The 18258-nt window shown below is 66.3% G+C and carries 20 protein-coding genes; 6 read left to right on the top strand and 14 right to left on the bottom strand.

Annotated features, from left to right (window positions below; genetic code table 11):
- The 4 genes from ftsL to BST12_RS23340 all read right to left on the bottom strand — a co-directional run.
- Positions 1–1062 (bottom strand): cell division protein FtsL (gene ftsL, locus BST12_RS23355; protein ID WP_083115633.1); only part of this gene is annotated, 1062 nt, incomplete at its 3' end.
- Positions 1062–2168 carry a 16S rRNA (cytosine(1402)-N(4))-methyltransferase RsmH gene (gene rsmH, locus BST12_RS23350; protein WP_139801867.1) on the bottom strand — a complete coding sequence of 369 codons (1107 nt, stop codon included), beginning with the start codon at positions 2166–2168 and terminating at the stop codon, positions 1062–1064. The genes ftsL and rsmH, both read right to left, overlap by 1 nt.
- Before the next feature lies 1 nt (position 2169).
- Positions 2170–2601, bottom strand: coding sequence for a division/cell wall cluster transcriptional repressor MraZ (gene mraZ / locus BST12_RS23345; RefSeq protein ID WP_083115632.1), 432 nt, complete (start codon positions 2599–2601; stop codon positions 2170–2172).
- A 423-nt stretch (positions 2602–3024) separates the two neighbouring features.
- Complete coding sequence (locus BST12_RS23340) at positions 3025–3429, bottom strand: DUF3040 domain-containing protein (protein WP_083115626.1); 405 nt, start codon at positions 3427–3429, stop codon at positions 3025–3027.
- 285 nt (positions 3430–3714) lie between these two features.
- On the opposite strand from BST12_RS23340, the gene BST12_RS23335 reads away from it, so the two are divergent.
- Positions 3715–4353 (top strand): GNAT family N-acetyltransferase, encoded by a 639-nt coding sequence (locus BST12_RS23335; RefSeq protein ID WP_083115625.1) that lies wholly within the window; start codon positions 3715–3717, stop codon positions 4351–4353.
- A 137-nt stretch (positions 4354–4490) separates the two neighbouring features.
- Positions 4491–5135 carry a lipoprotein LppM gene (lppM, locus tag BST12_RS23330; RefSeq protein ID WP_083115631.1) on the top strand — a complete coding sequence of 215 codons (645 nt, stop codon included), beginning with the start codon at positions 4491–4493 and terminating at the stop codon, positions 5133–5135.
- Positions 5136–5146: 11 nt separating this feature from the next.
- Here the strand turns inward: lppM and BST12_RS23325 are convergent, their stop codons facing one another.
- A complete protein-coding gene (locus BST12_RS23325) occupies positions 5147–6043 on the bottom strand; it encodes a mycobacterial-type methylenetetrahydrofolate reductase (protein WP_083115624.1) in 897 nt (298 codons plus the stop codon).
- Positions 6044–6329: 286 nt separating this feature from the next.
- On the opposite strand from BST12_RS23325, the gene idsA2 reads away from it, so the two are divergent.
- Positions 6330–7400, top strand: coding sequence for a bifunctional (2E,6E)-farnesyl/geranyl diphosphate synthase (idsA2, locus tag BST12_RS23320; RefSeq protein WP_083115630.1), 1071 nt, complete (start codon positions 6330–6332; stop codon positions 7398–7400).
- A 5-nt stretch (positions 7401–7405) separates the two neighbouring features.
- Positions 7406–8899, top strand: a complete 1494-nt coding sequence (locus BST12_RS23315) for an alpha-(1->6)-mannopyranosyltransferase A (protein ID WP_083115623.1) — start codon at positions 7406–7408, stop codon at positions 8897–8899.
- On the opposite strand, the gene BST12_RS23310 is transcribed toward BST12_RS23315, so the two are convergent.
- Positions 8886–9290 (bottom strand): Rv2175c family DNA-binding protein, encoded by a 405-nt coding sequence (locus BST12_RS23310; RefSeq protein ID WP_083115622.1) that lies wholly within the window; start codon positions 9288–9290, stop codon positions 8886–8888. The genes BST12_RS23315 and BST12_RS23310 overlap by 14 nt on opposite strands.
- Before the next feature lie 33 nt (positions 9291–9323).
- On the opposite strand from BST12_RS23310, the gene BST12_RS23305 reads away from it, so the two are divergent.
- Positions 9324–10622 (top strand): protein kinase domain-containing protein, encoded by a 1299-nt coding sequence (locus tag BST12_RS23305; protein ID WP_372510894.1) that lies wholly within the window; start codon positions 9324–9326, stop codon positions 10620–10622.
- A 5-nt stretch (positions 10623–10627) separates the two neighbouring features.
- Here the strand turns inward: BST12_RS23305 and BST12_RS23300 are convergent, their stop codons facing one another.
- The 3 genes from BST12_RS23300 to BST12_RS23290 are packed head-to-tail and all read right to left on the bottom strand — an operon-like array spanning position 10628 to position 13461.
- A complete protein-coding gene (locus BST12_RS23300) occupies positions 10628–12016 on the bottom strand; it encodes a class II 3-deoxy-7-phosphoheptulonate synthase (protein WP_083115621.1) in 1389 nt (462 codons plus the stop codon).
- 34 nt (positions 12017–12050) lie between these two features.
- On the bottom strand, positions 12051–12563 hold the full coding sequence (locus BST12_RS23295; protein ID WP_083115620.1) for a polyadenylate-specific 3'-exoribonuclease AS: 513 nt from the start codon (positions 12561–12563) through the stop codon (positions 12051–12053).
- A gap of 31 nt (positions 12564–12594) precedes the next feature.
- Positions 12595–13461, bottom strand: coding sequence for a hypothetical protein (locus tag BST12_RS23290; protein WP_083115619.1), 867 nt, complete (start codon positions 13459–13461; stop codon positions 12595–12597).
- A gap of 91 nt (positions 13462–13552) precedes the next feature.
- Here BST12_RS23290 and BST12_RS23285 point away from each other — a divergent pair, with 91 nt between their 5' ends.
- Positions 13553–14857 (top strand): glycosyltransferase 87 family protein, encoded by a 1305-nt coding sequence (locus tag BST12_RS23285; protein WP_083115618.1) that lies wholly within the window; start codon positions 13553–13555, stop codon positions 14855–14857.
- 1 nt (position 14858) lies between these two features.
- Here BST12_RS23285 and BST12_RS23280 read toward each other — a convergent pair whose 3' ends face one another.
- From BST12_RS23280 to BST12_RS23260, 5 genes are all read right to left on the bottom strand, one after another.
- Complete coding sequence (locus tag BST12_RS23280; protein WP_083115617.1) at positions 14859–15578, bottom strand: lysophospholipid acyltransferase family protein; 720 nt, start codon at positions 15576–15578, stop codon at positions 14859–14861.
- 84 nt (positions 15579–15662) lie between these two features.
- The gene (locus BST12_RS23275) at positions 15663–16076 is read right to left on the bottom strand and encodes a hypothetical protein (RefSeq protein WP_083115616.1); all 414 of its coding nucleotides are present in this window, start codon (positions 16074–16076) and stop codon (positions 15663–15665) included.
- Positions 16064–17314 carry an ArsA family ATPase gene (locus BST12_RS23270; protein WP_083115615.1) on the bottom strand — a complete coding sequence of 417 codons (1251 nt, stop codon included), beginning with the start codon at positions 17312–17314 and terminating at the stop codon, positions 16064–16066. The genes BST12_RS23275 and BST12_RS23270 overlap by 13 nt, the downstream gene beginning before the upstream one ends.
- Before the next feature lie 20 nt (positions 17315–17334).
- On the bottom strand, positions 17335–17769 hold the full coding sequence (locus BST12_RS23265) for an SRPBCC family protein (protein ID WP_083115614.1): 435 nt from the start codon (positions 17767–17769) through the stop codon (positions 17335–17337).
- Positions 17770–17804: 35 nt separating this feature from the next.
- Positions 17805–18194 (bottom strand): polyketide cyclase / dehydrase and lipid transport, encoded by a 390-nt coding sequence (locus BST12_RS23260; RefSeq protein ID WP_083115613.1) that lies wholly within the window; start codon positions 18192–18194, stop codon positions 17805–17807.
- Between the last annotated feature and the right edge of the window lie 64 nt (positions 18195–18258).

Here is an 18258-nt window from a genome sequence, read left to right as displayed (position 1 = left end):
CGGCGCGGGTTGCTGCGGGATCGGGACTTCGGCCGGCGCCGGGGCGGGCGTCGCACCCAACGGCGCGGTCACCTGGCCCGGCGGCACCTGGACCAGCGGCAGCTGGCCTGGCACCTGATCGTGGATCCCCGGCACCTGACCGGGAATCACCGGCACCTGACCGGGAATCACCGGCGCCTGACCGGGAATCACCGGCGCCTGACCCGGTAGCAACTGGCCACCCGGAGCCGGAAATTGCGTACCGCCCAGCGTCGACGCACCGTCCGGCGCGCGCAGCAACAACTGCGGACCGGGGCGGGCGGGCGCCGCGGGATCACCGGGGCCGGGCGACAGCCGGACCGAAACCTCCGGCGGCGGCGCCACCGGCTTCGGTGGCTGCGGCGGCCCCTCCTCGGGCAACTTGGCGTTCAATGGCGGCGGCGGAACGCCGTCGGCCGGCTTGGGGGTGCCCACGACAACCCAGTTGCCGTCGGGGGCCTGAACCAGGTGGGCGGTGTCCCGCGTCGGGATCATGCCCTGCTTGCGGGCCGCCTCTGCCAGTGCCGGCGCGGATTGCGCCTCGCGCACATCGCGTTCCAGCGCCTCTTTCTGCTGCTGCAACATCCGGGTCCGCTCGCGGGCGTGACTGAGCTGATACGACCGCTCTGCGGCATCGGTGGACAACCACAGCGTCAGAGCCAGGCCGACGCCCAGCGAACCGATCACCAGCACGACAAAGGGAACCCTGCTCGCCAAGGTGCGCGGCCGCAGGTCAATGGAAGCCAGCCGGGTGGCCAAACGCTCGCTCAGCTTGGGCCGAATAACCTTGGGCGCCTTGGCTTTCCGCGCCTTTGCCCGAGCCTTGGCCTGACTGCTGTTCTTGGCCGGGGCGGGCCGGTCGACAGGCCGGGGAATCGGGCTGGTCTGCGGTCCCGACTTCGGCGCCCGCATCTCGCGAGTGGGCGCGGTGCTCTTACGGGTGCGACGGGATGCCGCCTCAGCCGTGCGCGTCCGGGTCGCCCCCTCGCGCCCCGCGCGGCGATCCCCGCCGCGGCGATTTGGCGTGTCGCGCTTCACCTTCATCAATCGCCCTCCCCAATTCGTTGCAGAGCACGCAGCCGCACCGGCGCACTACGGGCATTGCGTTCAATCTCGGCAGCATCCGCCCGTTCGGCGCCGCGCGTGAGCGACCGGAATCGCGGCCCATGGCCGGGAAGCTCCACCGGCAGATCCGCCGGCGTGCGGGAGGCGACCGCCTCGGCGAAGTAGCGCTTGACGATCCGGTCCTCCAGCGACTGGTAGGCCAGCACCACGATTCGTCCGGCGACGGTCAGCGCGTCCAGCGCGGCGGGGATGGCGCTGCGCAACGAGTCCAGCTCGTCATTGACGGCAATGCGCAGCGCCTGAAATGTCCTCTTGGCCGGATGCCCGCCGGTGCGCCGGGCCGGGGCCGGAATCGCCTGGTAGAGCAGCTCGACCAAGTCCGCGGTTGAGATGAACGGCGCGCGGGCCCGCCGCCGGACGATATGCGCGGCGATGCGGCGAGAGAACTTCTCCTCGCCGTAGCGGTACAGGATGTCAGCCAGTGCGGCCTCGTCGTAGGTGTTGAGGATGTCGGCTGCGGTCAGCGGCGCTGCCGGGTCCATCCGCATGTCCAGCGGCGCGTCCTTGGCGTAGGCGAAGCCACGCTCGGCGCGGTCCAGCTGCATCGAGGAGACACCGAGGTCGAACAGAACCGCGTCGACCGATTCGGTTGTGGCGTAACCACATTCGTCCAGCGCCGCAGCGATGCCGTCATAGCGGGTGCGCACCAGCGTGACCCGGTCGCCGAACCGCGCCAACCGGGCTCCGGCGATGTCCAGAGCGGCCGGGTCGCGGTCCAGTCCGATCAGCTTCAGCCCGGGCAGCTCGCTGAGAAACCGCTCCGCATGTCCGCCCGCACCCACGGTGGCATCGACCAGCACCGCGTTCTCGCGCGTGAGTGCCGGGCTGAGCAATTCGAAGCAACGTTGCGCCAAGACCGGCACATGTCCGAAATTGCCTGGCTCCGAAGCTCGTTCGTCAGCCACCGCAACGCCTACCCGTAACGCCGCCTGTGCACCGAGGTCCCTGTCCGAAGGGGCGAACCTGGCGTTGGGGAAGTACGCCAGGGTCGGTTCGGGCAGAGACCACGGTGCATAGGCATGCACCTCAGAAGATGTCGCCGAGTGCTTCATCGCTGGCCGCGGAGAAGTTCTCTTCATGGATTTGCTGGTAGTCCTGCCAGGCCTGCGCATCCCAGATCTCGAGGTAATCGACGGCGCCGATCACCACGCAATCCTTGGAGAGGCCCGCATAACGGCGGTGGTCGGCCGACAACGTGATCCGGCCCTGACCGTCAGGGTGCTGCTCGTCGGTACCGGCGGCAAGATTTCGCAGGAACGCCCTGGCCTCCGGATTGCTGCGCGGCGCCTTGCTCGCCCGGCGGGCCAGTTGCTCGAACTCCGCCCTGGGATACACAGCGAGGCTGTGATCTTGGCTCTTGGTGACCATCAACCCCCCTGCCAATGCGTCGCGAAATTTGGCTGGCAGCGTGAGCCGCCCTTTGTCGTCGAGTTTGGGCGTGTAGGTGCCAAGAAACACTGCGGCACCTCCCACTTAGTGCTGCTCTGCCCTCTCCCAAACACTTCGGCCACCATACCCCACAATCCCCCACTTTTCCCCAGAAACACCCCGTCTGCGAGTGTCCATGTCGCGACCGGGCACCAATCCCCCACGTCAGGTCCGCTAGGCCCGAGTGTCGACCGCGGTGCCGGCCCGTTGCGGGACGGAAAAACCGCACTTCAAACGGTAAAAAGCGGAATCGGGGGGTTGGGTGGGGCCAAGTGGGGCGGTTCGGGCACAACTGCGCCACAAGTGCGACACGAGACGGCAACTGCGCCCTATTTCAAGGTGCTCCGGACACCGGGGCGCGCACCCGGCGTCGCACCTTCAGATTCACGTGCGCCACCGCAGGATCGGTGCACAAAAAAGGGGGCAGCTTACGCTGCCCCGCCCGTCTTGCGGCTAGTCGTCGAAACGACGGCGGAACCGGTCCTCCATACGACTGGTGAACGAACCGCCCGTCCCCTTGTTGCGGCGCTGACGCGAGGCACCGGGCATCGGTCCGCCGTGACCCGAGCCGCGGGACAACCGGGGACCGGTGATGGCGAACACCACACCGCCGAACATGACCACGAAGCCGAACACACTGAGAATCGGGAAGCTGCCGATCATCGTCGCCTTGAAGGCCACGCCGGAAACGAGCATCCCGAGACCGATGACGAAAAGAGCGGCACCTTGCAAGCGCCGCCGCGCGGTAGGGGCCCGGAAGCCGCCACCGCGGACACTCGATGCGAACTTGGGGTCTTCGGCGTAGAGAGCGCTCTCGATCTGGTCGAGCATCCGCTGCTCATGATCGGAGAGTGGCATTCGTCCCTCCTTGCCGACAGACTGTCACGTAACTACCGATAAACGCGGATGCCCGTTGTGCGGGCAACTAACTCAGATGATACGAGGTCAATCTGCGCCGTACCACTGGTTCGTCGGCGATTCTATCCCGCCAATACCACAGGGACGCGATGGGCCGCCATGGTCATTCGGTGCAACTCATCACATGATCGGTCACGTGGACCGCTCGTCGATGCGCACGCGCCCGGTCTGATACTGATTCAAAAGCACGACACGTGATCACCACATGAGGAGGGCAACACCGAGTTGGCGATATTCCTCATCGATCTGCCGCCGGACGATATGGAGCGCCGTCTCGGTGAAGCCCTCAGTGTTTATGTCGACGCCATGCGTTACCCCAGGGGCACTGAGCACCAACGCTCTGCCATGTGGCTGGAACACATCCGCCGGCGTGGCTGGCAGGCGGTGGCGGCCGTGGATGTCGAGGCGGCCGGTGGGCCGAACGCCGGCGACGGATCCGGCGGCGCGGCCGTCGACTACCAGCCGTCGCCCGAGGAATTGAGCAACGCGCCGATGCTCGGTGTGGCCTACGGCTATCCCGGGGCCCCGGGCCAATGGTGGCAGCAGCAGGTGGTCCTGGGCCTGCAACGCAGCGGCTTTCCGCCGCACGCCATCACCCGGCTGATGACCAGCTACTTCGAGTTGACCGAATTGCACATTCATCCACGCGCGCAGGGCCGTGGTCTCGGTGAGGCATTGGCCCGCCGACTGCTCGCGGGTCGTGGCGAGGAGCATGTGCTGCTGTCCACGCCGGAGACCAACGGCGAGGCCAACCGGGCCTGGCGGTTGTACCGGCGGTTGGGCTTCAGTGACGTCATCCGCGGCTACCACTTCGCCGGCGACCCTCGAGCGTTCGCGATCCTGGGCCGCGCGCTCCCGCTATAACCCCAGACGGCCATAACCCCAGACGGCTTGCCAAAGGGGCACACCGGGTCTGGCACGATGACCTGGTGCGCGTGAGCTCCCCCTCAGCCCCAGCCCGACGCAGTTCTGTCCGGCGGCGCCGTGTGCTGGCCATCGTCATGCTGCTGATGCTGGTGCCACTGGCCACCGGATGCCTGCGGGTCCGGGCGTCGCTCACCATCTCGCCCGACGACCTGGTTTCTGGCGAGATCATCGCCGCGGCCAAACCGAAAACCAGCAAGGACCCCGGTCCGCAGCTCGATAACAACGTGCCGTTCAGCCAGAAAGTGGCCGTGTCGAACTACGACAGCGACGGCTACGTGGGATCACAGGCGGTGTTCTCCGATCTCACCTTCGCCGAGCTGCCGCAGTTGGCCCACATGAACTCCGACGCCGCCGGGGTGAATCTCTCGCTGCGGCGCAACGGCAACCTGGTCATTCTGGAGGGCCGGGCCGACCTGACCTCATTGACCGACCCCGACGCCGACGTCGAGCTGACCGTCGCCTTCCCGGGGACGGTGACTTCCACCAACGGCGACCGCATCGAGCCCGAGGTGGTGCAGTGGAAGCTCAAACCAGGGGTGGTCAGCACCATGACCGCACAAGCTCGCTACACCGACCCCAACACCCGTTCGTTCACCGGAGCGGGGATATGGCTCGGGATTGCGTCGTTCGTGGTGGCCGGTGTGGTGGCGTTGCTGGCCTGGATGAGCCGGGACCGCTCGCCGAGGTTCACCGCGCCGGGCGACCAGCCGCCCAGTTAGCAGGCCGCCCGCTAAGCCCGCTGGTCGGGCGCCCAATAGGCGAGCATTTCGGCAAACGTCTGGAAGGCCGGCGCCGACACGCCGTAGGTCGCTTCGAAGTGGATGCCCAGCGGGAAACCAAGGTCGGCGACGCCATCGATCACCCGCTTGTAAAGATCGACCATCAGCTGGCGCTTGTGCGGGGGTTCGCCCTCGGCCAGCGTCTTGACGAACTCCTGCTCGGCGGCCACCGCAGCGTTACCCGGGTCCTGGATCAGCCAGTTGATCAGGCCGACTCGGGTTTCTATCTTCGGGACGAACCCGAACGACAGCAGGATTTCGGGCCGGTGATCGGTTTCCTTGGCGAACTCGGTCAGGAAACCCACGATCGCGTCGGAGTACAACAACTGGGTCATCCCGTAGGTGGCGCCTTGGTTGCACTTGAAATTGAATCGGCCCTGCTCGCCCTCGCGGGTAGGGATCAGGATGACTCCCCGGTTGGCCACCTGCCCGCGATAGATCGACAGCGCGTCGGTGGGCGCTACCCCCGACCCTTCGCCGTCGCTCATGGTGCGCGGCACGCCGACGAAAACCACACCTTCCATCCCGGCCGCGGTCAGGTCGGCAAGGCGATCGCCCAGGGTCGCCTCGTCCAGGAACGCGGTCACCTGTGTGCACAGGCCGTTGAGGCCCGGCAGCTCGGGCTTGATGATCGACCAGAAGTCCAGTACGTCCAGCTTGGGTTGCATGGGGACGGGCCGATCGTCGTCCTCGGCGATCATGCCCGGAATCATCACGTGCCGGATCCGGCCGTCGAGGCCGGACTCGGCCGAGTACCGCACCACTTTTTGCGCGTCTTCCAGCGCACGTTCCTTGCCGCCGTCCACATTCGGCGGCACCAGCTCCAGCGCGATGGTGTTGAGCGTCACACGGCTCCTCTTTCTCAGATTGCTGACTCCCCGACCGCGCTACGCCGCGCCAGCCTGTGCTGCCGAGCCTCATCGGCCAGCTAACTCAGGTCACCACGACAGCATAGGTGCGTGGGGACGCTACCCGCTTGTCGGAGAATGGTAAGTGAGTCTAAGCAAACGGCAGCGTCGGGCAATGACCGCCACCCGCGTTCGGGCCGAATACACTGTCGGGCTACAGAGATGCCGAGCAGAAAGGGGCGCCGCCCTGAGCCTGGACGCATCGGCGGCATCGGCAACCGTGGAGTTGGCCGGCGCCATAACCGACCAGTTGCGACGGTATTTGCGCGACCGCCGCAGCGAGGCCGCCTACATCGATTCCCCAGGGGGCAACGACTACGGTGTCTTGACCGCCTGGCTGGAGGACTTCACGCTCAGCCGGGGCAAGCGGCTACGGCCGGTCTTCGCCTACTGGGGCTGGCGCGCCGTGGCCGCCCAGGAACCCGATCCTGACGTGCTACTGCTGTTTTCCGCGCTGGAGCTGCTGCACGCCTGGGCGCTGGTGCACGACGACGTGATCGATGCGTCGGCTACCCGCCGCGGCAAACCAACGGCGCACGTGCACTTCGCGGCTTTGCATCGGGAACGCAACTGGCGCGGCCCGGCCGACCAATTCGGCATGTCGGCAGCCATCCTGCTCGGCGACGTGGCCCAAGCCTGGGCCGACGACATCGTCTCGCGGGTCTCGCAGTCCTGCCTCTCGGCCGAGGCGCAGCGACGCGTCGGGCGCGTCTGGTCCGACATCCGCACCGAGGTCCTGGGCGGTCAATACCTCGACATCGTCGCCGAAGCCAGCGGCGCCGAGTCCATTGCCTCGGCCATGAACGTCGCCACCTTCAAAACCGCCTGCTATACCGTGTCGCGTCCGCTGCAGTTCGGGGCGGCCGCCGCCGCCGACCGGCCCGACGTCATCGACATCTTCGCCCAGTTCGGAACCGACCTCGGAGTCGCGTTCCAATTGCGCGACGACGTGCTCGGGGTGTTCGGCGACCCTGCGGTGACGGGCAAGCCGTCCGGCGACGACCTGCGATCCGGCAAGCGCACCGTGCTCGTGGCCGAGGCGGCCGAACTGGCGGAGAAATCAGATCCCGCGGCAGCCAACCTATTACGGACCTCGATCGGTACCGAGCTGACCGATGCGCAGGTGCACGAACTGCGTGACGTGATCGAGCGGGTCGGCGCGCTGGCCGCCGCGGAGAGCCGCATCGCCGCGCTCACCCAACGGGCGCTGGCCACACTGGCGTCGGCCCCGATCAACGCGGCAGCCAAAGCCGGGTTGTCCGAACTGGCCAGGATGGCCACGGATCGGTCCGCCTGAATCCGATGAACAGCCAACACCTTTCGCGGCTCCGCACCTTCGCCGCCGCCCCGGAGGGCGGCCCGGCCCGGCTCGGATTGCTGGGCGCGCTACTGATCACCGCCGGCGGGCTGGGAGCCGGCAGCACCCGTCAGCATGACCCGCTGCTGGAGTCGATTCACCTGTCCTGGTTGCGTTTTGGCCACGGGCTGGTGCTGTCGTCGATTCTGTTGTGGCTCGGTGTGGGCATCATGGTGATCGCGTGGCTGAAGCTGGGCCGACAAGCGCTAGCCGGAAAAGCCACCGAGTTCACCATGCGCGCCACCACCGCTTTCTGGCTGGCACCGTTACTGGTGTCGGTGCCCATCTTCAGCCGGGACACCTACTCCTACCTGGCCCAGGGCGCGCTGCTGCGCGACGGCTTCGATCCCTATGCGGTCGGTCCGGTCGGCAACCCGAATCCGTTGCTGGACGACGTCAGCCCCATCTGGACCATCACCACCGCGCCATACGGCCCCGCCTTCATCCTGGTGGCCAAGGTCGTCACGATCATCGTCGGCAACAATGTCGTCGCCGGGACCATGCTGCTGCGCCTGTGCATGCTGCCCGGGCTGGCGCTGCTGATCTGGGCCGCCCCCAGACTGGCGCACCACGTCGGCGGCGACGGCGCCAAGGCGCTGTGGATCTGCGTCCTGAACCCGCTGGTGCTCATCCATCTGATGGGCGGGGTGCACAACGAGATGCTGATGGTGGGTTTGATGGCGGCCGGCATCGCGTTGACGTTGCAGCGCCACCATGTCACCGGCATCACGCTGCTCACCGTCGCTATCGCGGTGAAGGCCACCGCCGGGCTGGCGCTGCCGTTCCTGTTCTGGGTGTGGATGCGTCATCTGCGCGAAGAGCGGGGCTACCGGCCGGTCTTGGCGTTCCTGGCCGCCGCACTGTCATCACTGGTGATCTGCCTGGCGGTGTTCGCGGTGCTCTCCGCGGTCGCCGGCGTCGGCCTGGGCTGGCTGTCGGCACTGGCGGGCTCGGTGAAGATCATCAACTGGCTGACGGTGCCGACCGCGGCGGCGAACCTGATCCACGCCTTCGGCCATGGCTTGTTCTCGATCGATTTCTATACGTTGCTGCGGATCAATCGGCTGATCGGAATCTTGATCATCGCGGTGTCACTGCCGGTGTTGTGGTGGCGGTACCGGCGCGACGACCGGGCCGCACTGACGGGCATTGTCTGGGCGATGCTGATCGTGGTGTTGTTCGTCCCAGCCGCCCTACCGTGGTACTACTCCTGGCCGCTGGCGGTGCTGGCCCCACTGGCCCAGTCGCGACCGGCCATGGCGGTCATCGCGGGTTTCTCGACTTGGATCATGGTGATCTTCAAACCCGACGGATCACATGGCATGTATTCCTGGCTGCACGTGGGTCTGGCGACCGCGTTTGCGCTGATCGCCTGGTACTACCTGTACAAATCTCCGGAGCCCGCCGCTGCCGAGCCTGAGGTGGCTAGTACGCCATAGCCTGGGCGCGGCGCACCACTTCCCGTGCTTGATGGGCATGCAGCGCGTCGACGGGACGCGCGTTGTTCAAGGCATCTCGCGAGCCGTCACGAGTGACGGTGAGCGACGGGTCGGGGGTGAACAACCATCGCACGATCTCGGTGTCGTGATAGCCGCCGTCGTGCAGGATTGTCAACAGGCCCGGCAGGCTCTTGACCACGTGGCCGGTGTTGGTGAAGAACACCTGGGGTACCACTACGCCTCCGTCGCGCCGCACCGCGACCAGATGGCCTTCCCGTAGCTGCTGATGCACCTTGCTGACCGGCACGCCGAGCAATTCGGCGACCCGAGACAGGTCGTAGGTTGGCTCGTCGGGATCCAGAACGTCGTCGCCGGCGGGAATACTGCCCACCGCGCCAGTGTAGATCCTGGTCGGGCGCCGAGTCTGCGCCTTTCGGCTACGTTCTCTTACTCATTTCACGCCGCCACCTACGATGGCGGCGTGGTTGACCCGCTGGACAGCACCCTGCTGGATGGCCGTTACCTGATCCAGAGCAAGATCGCCAGCGGCGGCACTTCGACGGTGTACCGGGGCCTCGACGTCCGCCTGGATCGCCCGGTCGCGCTGAAGGTGATGGATGCGCGCTATGCGGGCGACCAGCAGTTCCTGACCCGCTTTCAGCTCGAGGCCCGTACCGTGGCCCGGCTGAAGAACCCCGGGCTGGTCGCGGTATACGACCAGGGCCTGGATGCCCGGCACCCGTTTCTGGTGATGGAGCTCATCGAGGGCGGCACCCTGCGCGAGCTGCTGCTCGAGCGGGGCCCGATGCCGCCGCACGCGGTGGCGGCGGTGCTGCGGCCGGTGCTGGGCGGGCTGGCCGCCGCGCACCGGGCCGGGCTGGTGCACCGCGACGTCAAGCCGGAGAACGTCCTGATTTCCGACGACGGCGAGGTCAAGATCGCCGATTTCGGGTTGGTGCGCGCCGTCGCCGCCGCGGGAATCACCTCCACCAGCGTCATTCTGGGGACCGCGGCGTATCTATCCCCAGAGCAGGTTCGCGACGGCAACGCCGGCCCCCGCAGCGACGTCTACTCCACCGGCATTCTCACCTACGAGCTGCTGACCGGAAGCACACCGTTCACCGGCGACACCGCGTTGTCGATCGCCTACCAGCGGCTGGACCACGATGTGCCACCGGCCAGCGACCTAATCGACGGTGTGCCAACCCAATTCGACGAATTTGTGGCGTGCGCTACGGCCCGGGATCCCGCGCAGCGCTACGCCGATGCCATTGAGATGGCCGCCGACCTGGACGCGATCGTCGAGGAACTCGGATTGCCGGACTTCCGGGTGCCCGCGCCGCGCAACTCCGCCCAGCACCGGTCCGCGGCATTGCACCACAGCCGAATCAGTCAGCAACCGGCCCGCAAGCCGCCGGTGCCCAACCCGACCCGACAGTTCACCCGCGACCCAGAGGAGTGGCCGCAGCCCGAGTTTCGTGACCCCGAATTCCGTGACCCCGAATTCCGTGGCGCCGAGTCCGACACCGACTCCGAAGCCGACGAGTACGAATACGAACCGGTGTCAGGCCAATTCGCCGGTATCGCAATGGACGAGTTCGTGTGGGCGCGCCAGCATTCGCGGCGCATGGTGCTGATTTGGGTGGCGATCGTGCTGGCGCTAACCGGACTGGTCGCGACCGCTGCGTTCACCATTGGCGTCCACCTGAGCGGACTGCTCTGAACAACTCAATCGCGCAGCATTTCGGCGACGAGGAACGCCAGCTCCAGCGACTGTTGGGTGTTGAGCCGCGGATCACAGGCCGTCTCGTAGCGGCCGGACAAGTCGTGGTCTGAAATGTCTTGTGCGCCGCCGAGACATTCGGTGACGTTCTCACCGGTGATCTCGACATGGATGCCGCCTGGGTGGGTCCCCAGGGCGCGATGCACCTCGAAGAAGCCCTGGACTTCGTCGACGATGCGATCGAAGTGGCGAGTCTTGTAGCCGGTGGACGACTCGTGGGTGTTGCCGTGCATCGGGTCGCACTGCCACACCACCTGGTGACCGGTGGCCTGGACCTTCTCGACGATGGGCGGCAGCAGATCCCGGACCTTGTTGTTGCCCAGCCTGCTCACCAACGTGAGCCGGCCCGCCTTGTTGTGCGGGTCGAGCCGCTCGACGTACTCGACCGCCAATTCCGGGGTCATCGTGGGGCCTATCTTGACCCCGATCGGGTTGGCGATCACCTCGGCGAACGCGACATGCGCGCCATCGAGTTGCCGCGTCCGCTCGCCGATCCAGACGGTGTGCGCCGACAGGTCATACAGTTGCGGTTCGCCATTCTCGTCTTCGGCCAGCCGCAGCATCGCCCGCTCGTAGTCGAGCACCAAAGCCTCGTGGCTGGCATAGATCTCGGCGGTTTGCAGATTGCGGTCGGCCACCCCGCAGGCGCTCATGAACCTCAGGCCCCGGTCGATCTCGGTGGCGAGTGCTTCATACCGCGCGCCGGCCGGCGACGTCCGGACGAATTCCCGGTTCCAGTCGTGGACGAGGTGCAGCGACGCCAGGCCCGACGACGTCAGCGCTCGCACCAGGTTCATCGCCGCACTGGCGTTGGCGTAGGCGCGTACCAGCCGCGACGCGTCGTGCTCCCGGGCCGCGGCGTCCGGGGCGAAGCCATTGATCATGTCGCCGCGGTAGGACTTCAGGCCCAGCGCATCGGTGTCGGCCGACCGTGGCTTGGCGTACTGGCCCGCGATGCGAGCCACCTTCACCACCGGCAAACTGGCGCCGTAGGTCAGCACCACGGCCATCTGCAGCAGCGCGCGAATGTTGCCTCGGATGTGGGGCTCGGTGTTGTCGGTGAACGTTTCCGCGCAGTCGCCGCCCTGCAACAGGAATGCCTCACCCTTGGCGACCAGGGCCAGGTGTTCCTGCAGCCGCAGGATCTCCGAGGGCACCGTCACAGGTGGCACGCTTTCGAGCACCGTACGCATTGCCGCGGCCTGGTCGGCGGGCCAGCTGGGCTGCTGGGCGGCCGGCTTGGCCAGCGAGGCGTCCAGCCGCGCCCGCAAGTCGGCGGGCAGCGGCGGCAGCGGCGGCAGCTGGTCGATCGGGATGTCGACAGTCCAGTTCATCGGTCTATGGTAACCGCGGTTTCGCAGTGGCTGATCAGGGCGAACGCTGCTGCGAATCGTTTTCGCCCGTGATGATCCGGAATCGGCGCAACTGGTCGCGGGCGTCGACCAGCGCATCGTGCACATCGCGAGGGCGCGGTGGCAGCCGTGGACGCCCGCGGTCCTCCCAAAGCTGCCGTACTTCACGGGTAAAGCGCGGTATGGACCGCGGCAGGTGGGGCATCGGACCCCATAACTGGCATAAAGCGACGTGATCGTAGGCGCCCACCCAGGCCCACAGCTCGATCGGATCGGTGTCGCCGGCGGTCGAGACGCCGAAGAACGTCTCCAGGTCATCGCGAATCTGCCGGCGCGGGCGCCACAGCTGCGAGGCCGGCGGCGGCAGCTTGGGCAAAACATGCGCGCGGACCCAGCTTCCGGCGCGCTCGGGATCGAACTCCGTCGACACCGCGTAATACTCCCGGCCATCCTCGGCCGCCACACCGATGGAGATCAGCTCGATAGTGCTGCCGTCCTCGATGAACTCGGTGTCGTAGAAATAACGCACCCAGAAAGCTTAGGGGCAATCCGGCCGGCCGCTATCTGGCGATCAGGATGGGGCCGGTGCCTTCGGGGGGCGGAGCCGGGTGCACGTCGAGGTCGAGCTGGGCGTCGACAGCGCGCTCATCGGGCAACCGAGGCGTGCCGGCGATCGCACACTGCAGCCACAGCTTGGCGCGTACCACCGGGCGGCGCAAGGTGCGTTCGCGCTGCACTGCGCGTCGCATCTTGGCCGGTCGCCGCGTGTAGCGCCAGCGGGCCCACGGCGCATGTGGGCGCGACAACCGGATCGCCCCGATGACCAGTAGTACGACGATGAACATCCCCAGCAAACCGGTCCACACTTTGCCCTTCAGCAGCACCACCACCGCCAGCGGCAGCGTAAACACCAGCCCGCCGACCAACGTGCTTTGCAGCCAGACCCAATTGCCGCCATCCCGGATGGGCAGGAAAAGCATCAGCGGGTGCATGCCCAGCATCAATAGCCCGGCCACCGCTATCGCGGCAAAGACCGCATCCACCGAGCTGCGACCGTCTTCCTCCCAATACACGTCGGCCAGGTGCAATATCAGGGCGTACTCGTCCAGCACGAGGGCCGCCCCAATTCCGAAAAGCGTTGCGGCCATGGCAAATTCGGGCCTTCGCCCGTCGACCGACAGGGTCACCAAAGTCAGCCCCGAGATCATGACCAGGAGCACGCCGAAGGTCACATGGTGGATGTGCACCGTGCCGATGTGGACATTGCGTGGGTGCCACCACCTCGCGGGCCGCCCCTGGTGAGCACGATGGCGGATGAAGCGCACGCAGGTGCGGGTGACGAAGAAAGTCAGGATGAAGGCGAGCAGGCAGCACAGCAACGGCAGCCGGCCGCGGTCAACGATGTCATGCTGCAGCCAGTGGAGCACAACAAAAACGTACGCTCACCCGTCGCGGCGGGCCGGAAGCCGCGCTGCAGGACGTGGTGACGGTGCGATACCGATTAGGCTGTCTTGCGACATGAGTAAATGGCACTTGCCCGAGGTGGGCGGTCGACTCGGGCGGGTCTTGTTGTGGTGCCTGCTCTGGCTGGTAGCGGCGGTGGCGTTGAGTCATCTGGCCTGGCAGCTCTTCGGCCATACCCCGTACCGCATCGATATCGACATCTATCAAATGGGCGCCCAGGCGTGGCTGGACGGACATCCGCTGTACAGCGGCGCACACGGCGGCCTGCACAACGGCGACGTGTTGTTCCACACACCGATCGTGGACCTGCCGTTCACCTATCCCCCGCTGGCAGCCATCGTCTTCAGCCCGTTCGCGTGGCTGCAGATGCCGGCCGCCAGCGTCGCGATCACGCTGTTGACGTTGGTGCTGCTGCTCCTGTCGACCGCGGTCGTGCTGTCCCGCCTCGATGTGTGGAACACGTCGAAGGTGCTGCCGGGTCCGGCCTGGTTGCGCCGCTTGTGGTTGTCGGTGATCATCGTCGTTCCCGCGTCGATCTGGCTGGAGCCGATCAACTCCAACTTTGCCTTTGGCCAGATCAATGCCGTGCTGATGACCCTGGTGATCCTCGACTGCTTCCCCCGGCGCACGCCGTGGCCACGCGGGCTGCTGCTTGGCCTGGGCATAGCACTGAAACTGACTCCGGCGGTGTTTCTGCTGTACTTCTTGCTGCGTCGGGACAACCGGGCGGCGGTGACGGCGGTGCTGTCGTTCGTGGTCGCAACGCTCCTCGGTTTCGTGCTCGCCTGGGGCGACTCCTGGCAGTACTGGACCCAGACGCTGCATCACACCGACCGTATCGGTGAGGCCGCGCTGAATACCGACCAGAACATTGCCGGCGCCCTGGCCCGGCTGGGTCTCGGAGAGCATGCCGCCAAGCTGCTGTGGCTGGTGGCGTGCCTGTTGGTGCTGGCCGCGACGGTGTGGGCGATGCGACGAGTACTGCGCGCCGGCGAGCCGACACTGGCGGTGATCTGCGTGGCGCTGTTCGGACTGGTCGTTTCCCCGGTGTCGTGGTCGCACCATTGGGTGTGGATGCTGCCGGCGGTCCTGGTCACCGGTGTCCTGGCCTGGCGACGCGGAAACGTCGCGCTGGCGGTGATCACCGTGACCGGGCTGGCGCTGATGCGCTGGACGCCGATCGATCTGCTGCCCAAACACCACGAGGTGGCCGCGGCTTGGTGGCGCCAGCTCGTCGGGATGTCCTACGTGTGGTGGGCGCTGGCGGTCATCGTCGTCGCTGAACTCACCGTGAGCACCCCAAGGGCCTCGGAGCGCTCCCCCAAGCCAACGCCGACGCCGGTACCGGCCGCGAGTTGATTCAGCCGGCGGCTGTCTCGGGAATGCGCGCGGCGTCTGTATCCGAGTTGCTGCCGTCTTTGACGGTTGCCGCATAGATGTCGACGTACTCCTGACCCGACAGCTCCATCAGCTCGTACATCACTTCGTCGATGACGGCCCGCTCGATGAAATGGTTGCCGGCCAAACCCTCGAACCGGGAGAAGTCCATCGGCTTGCCGAACCGCACCTTGACCCGGCCGAACCGCAGCATCTTCTTTCCCGGCGGGTTCACCACATTGGTGCCGATCATCGCGACCGGGATCACCGGAACCCCGGTGTGCAGGGCAAGCCGGGCCAGCCCCGTCTTGCCCTTGTAGAGGCGACCATCGGGCGAACGCGTGCCTTCGGGATACATGCCCAGCAGCCTGCCCTGGTTGAGCAAGCGCTGGGCGGAGTCCAGCGCGGCCTGCGCGGAATCGGCGTCGGTGCGGTCGATCGGCACCTGGCCTGAGACACTGTAGAACCAGCGGTTGATCCAGCCCTTCAGGCCGGTGCCGGTGAAGTATTCGGCTTTCGCCAAGAACCAGATGCGCCGACGAACCACCAACGGAAGGTAGAAGCTATCCGCCACCGCAAGGTGATTGCTGGCCAGAATGGCTGGCCCGGATTTCGGAATATTTTCCAGGCCTTCAGTTTTCGGTCGTCCGAGCAGCGTGAAAAGTGGACCCATGAAGACATACTTGAATAGGTAGTACCACATGGCTCCCTCTCGCCCGCACCGAATGGTGGTCTGCGCCAACTGTACCCATCCGCGACGACTCCGACCACCTCGCGACGGGTTGGCTCACTCCTGGACGGCTACGGGGATCGGCTGGTAGCGGTTTTTTACGGCACCGTCAGATTTTGTTGTTTCCCCAAGGGTTTCGGTGCTCACGCCGCCGCCGGGCGGGTCGTCCGGCGGCGGTTTCGCCGATCGGTCGATGTCGTCGACTATGGCGCGGATCACGTCGAGTAGAGCGACGCTGTGGTTGGCGATGACGGTCACCAGCGGGTGCTGTTCGCCGGTCACCAAGGCGCCCAGCGCGCACACCGGACACCACACCTGCTGGCACTTCCCCATACCCTTACCGCCGATCGAGCCGGATGCCCCAGAAGCCTTCGCCATCGCCACGCGGACCGCGGGGTCAATTCCGTCGAGGATCGCCTGCGCCAGTTTCCGCAGCTCCGGACCTATGTCGGCATGACTCACTGTGGCCACACCTCCGGATTTGGTCGAAAACGAACGGTCAGCTCAGTCCCCCGCAGACGCGCGTCCTGCACCGTACACCGCCGCAGCACCGATGCCAACCGAACCCGGCGTCGTACCCCGCCGGCGCTGATGATCAAGTCATCGTCGGACCGGCCAAGCGTCAACGATCCCGGATCAAGCCGGGGCAAAGCAAGCCGCAGTCGGTACACCGATTCCAGGCCGGAGCCGGATTCCAGGTCGACGATGGGACGCAACGGACCGGGCGGCTCGGCGCCACGACGCCGACGGGCGCTGTCGAGGAGTCCGCTCAGCGCCTTGGCGCCGATCGGCTCACCGGACGAGTGCGGAATCAGGACCAGTGCCACGTCTCCGATCGTGGCGTCGAGTTCTTCGAGGACCGCACGTTGCTCGGAGATGCGCTCGGCATACCAGTAGAACGCGGGGTGGTCGGGCAAGCTGCGGTACTCGTATGTTTCGTCGCGGACGAGAACCTGATTGACGAGCAACTCCTCGACGTGGACACCCATCAAGGCCAGCGACCCCAGCGTCCTGGCCGCTTCCGCGGCGACCACCCGCTCGGGGGTCAGCACCAGATGCGCACTGACCAGGGCGCCGTCGGCCAGCATGGTGCTGAGCCGATCGACGCTGGCGCTGGTGCGTTCCAGCAGTTCCACCACCGCGGCTGACCGGCTGTCGTCGGCGCCGATACTGAGCCGGCGATGCCGCGGCCACGCGCGCTCCACATACAGCCCGAACGTTGCGGGCAGGGTCAACATGCGCAGCGCATCCGCCGTCGAGGCGCAGTCGACCACGATGCGATCCCATCGGCCGGCGGCGGCCAGCTCGCCGACCGCGTGCAGCCCGAGCACTTCCTGGACCCCGGGCAGGGCCGAAAGCTCTTCGGGCGCAATGCTGCCCAACTCCGAGTCGGGGAAACGCCGGTCCAGCGCATCGACCACGTCTCGCCAGCGATCCTCCAGTAGCGCCAACGTATCGAGGGCCAGCGCATCCAGGAAGCCACCGCCGGTCTCGGTTTCCAGGTCGGCCAGGACCCGCACGGGTTCACCCCGCCCGGTGGCGGGGACGGGAACGCCCAACACATCACCCAAGGAGTGAGCTTGGTCGGTGGAAACAATCAGCACGCGCTGACCAGCGCCGGCGTCACAAACCGCGGTGGCACACGCCAGGGTGGACTTTCCTACCCCACCTTTGCCAACAAACAGACTGATCCGGGCCTGGGTGGGCACCAACGAGTCAGTGGAGTCACTCAGCCCTCGACTCGTTTCTTCAGATCTTTCAGTGCGGTGTCAGTCAACCTGCGCTCAGCTTTGCGCTTGAGCAACCCGATCATCGGGACAGCCAGGTCGACCGCGAGCTGATAGGTGACCTCCGTGCCAGAGTCCTTGGCCGCCAAGCCATATGAGCCGTCGAGCGCCTTCAACAGCGAGCTGGAAACCAGAGTCCAGCTCAGCGATTTGCGGTCCTTGGGCCACTCGTAGGACATCACCAGCGTGTCCTTGATGACGCCGGCGTCCATCACGAATCGCACGGTCTTGGGATAGCCGTCTGCGTCTCTTTCCTGCACTTCGGCTTCCTTGTACTCCGAAATCCACTCCGGGTAGGAATCGATATCGGCGATGACCTCCAACACCGTGCCTGGATCTGCCTCGATATAGATCGTCTGCGTCGTCTTCTCCGCCACCTGGCTACTTCCCTCCGTGCCAAACCTTGACCCGGCTAAACTACCGGAGAAACCCCAACGGGGCGCGACTGTTCCAGTCTGGTCTTCACCTCGAACGCCATTTTCTTGCCCGCCACCCTGCGCCGATGCGTCATCTTGCCCGGCTTCATCCGGGCCAGTTGCCAGGCCGCGACACCGGTCGGTTCGGCGTGCAGGAAATAGTGCAGCACCACCCCATCCAGCGATGGTTCCAGCCAGATCTCCATCGTGCCGGTCAGGGCGCCGGTGACCGCCCACCTGATCCCCTTCTCGGCACGATCCTCGGTGACCTGCAGCCGCAAATCGGGCCACCACCGGCTCCACTGCGACCGGTCGGCGATCGCGGCTCCCACTCGCGCGCCATCGGCCGCGATGTACGTTTCGTCGGCGATCTGGATGCTGTACATAGCCTCAGCTTCACATATGAGTCCAGCACGCCCAGACCAGCCGTCTCGATGCGACGACAACCAC

This window comes from Mycobacterium angelicum, from assembly GCF_002086155.1.
GTDB classification, from domain to species: Bacteria; Actinomycetota; Actinomycetes; order Mycobacteriales; family Mycobacteriaceae; genus Mycobacterium; species Mycobacterium angelicum.
Note: the sequence above shows the minus strand (reverse complement) of the source record. Positions and strands in the feature narration are given on the sequence as shown.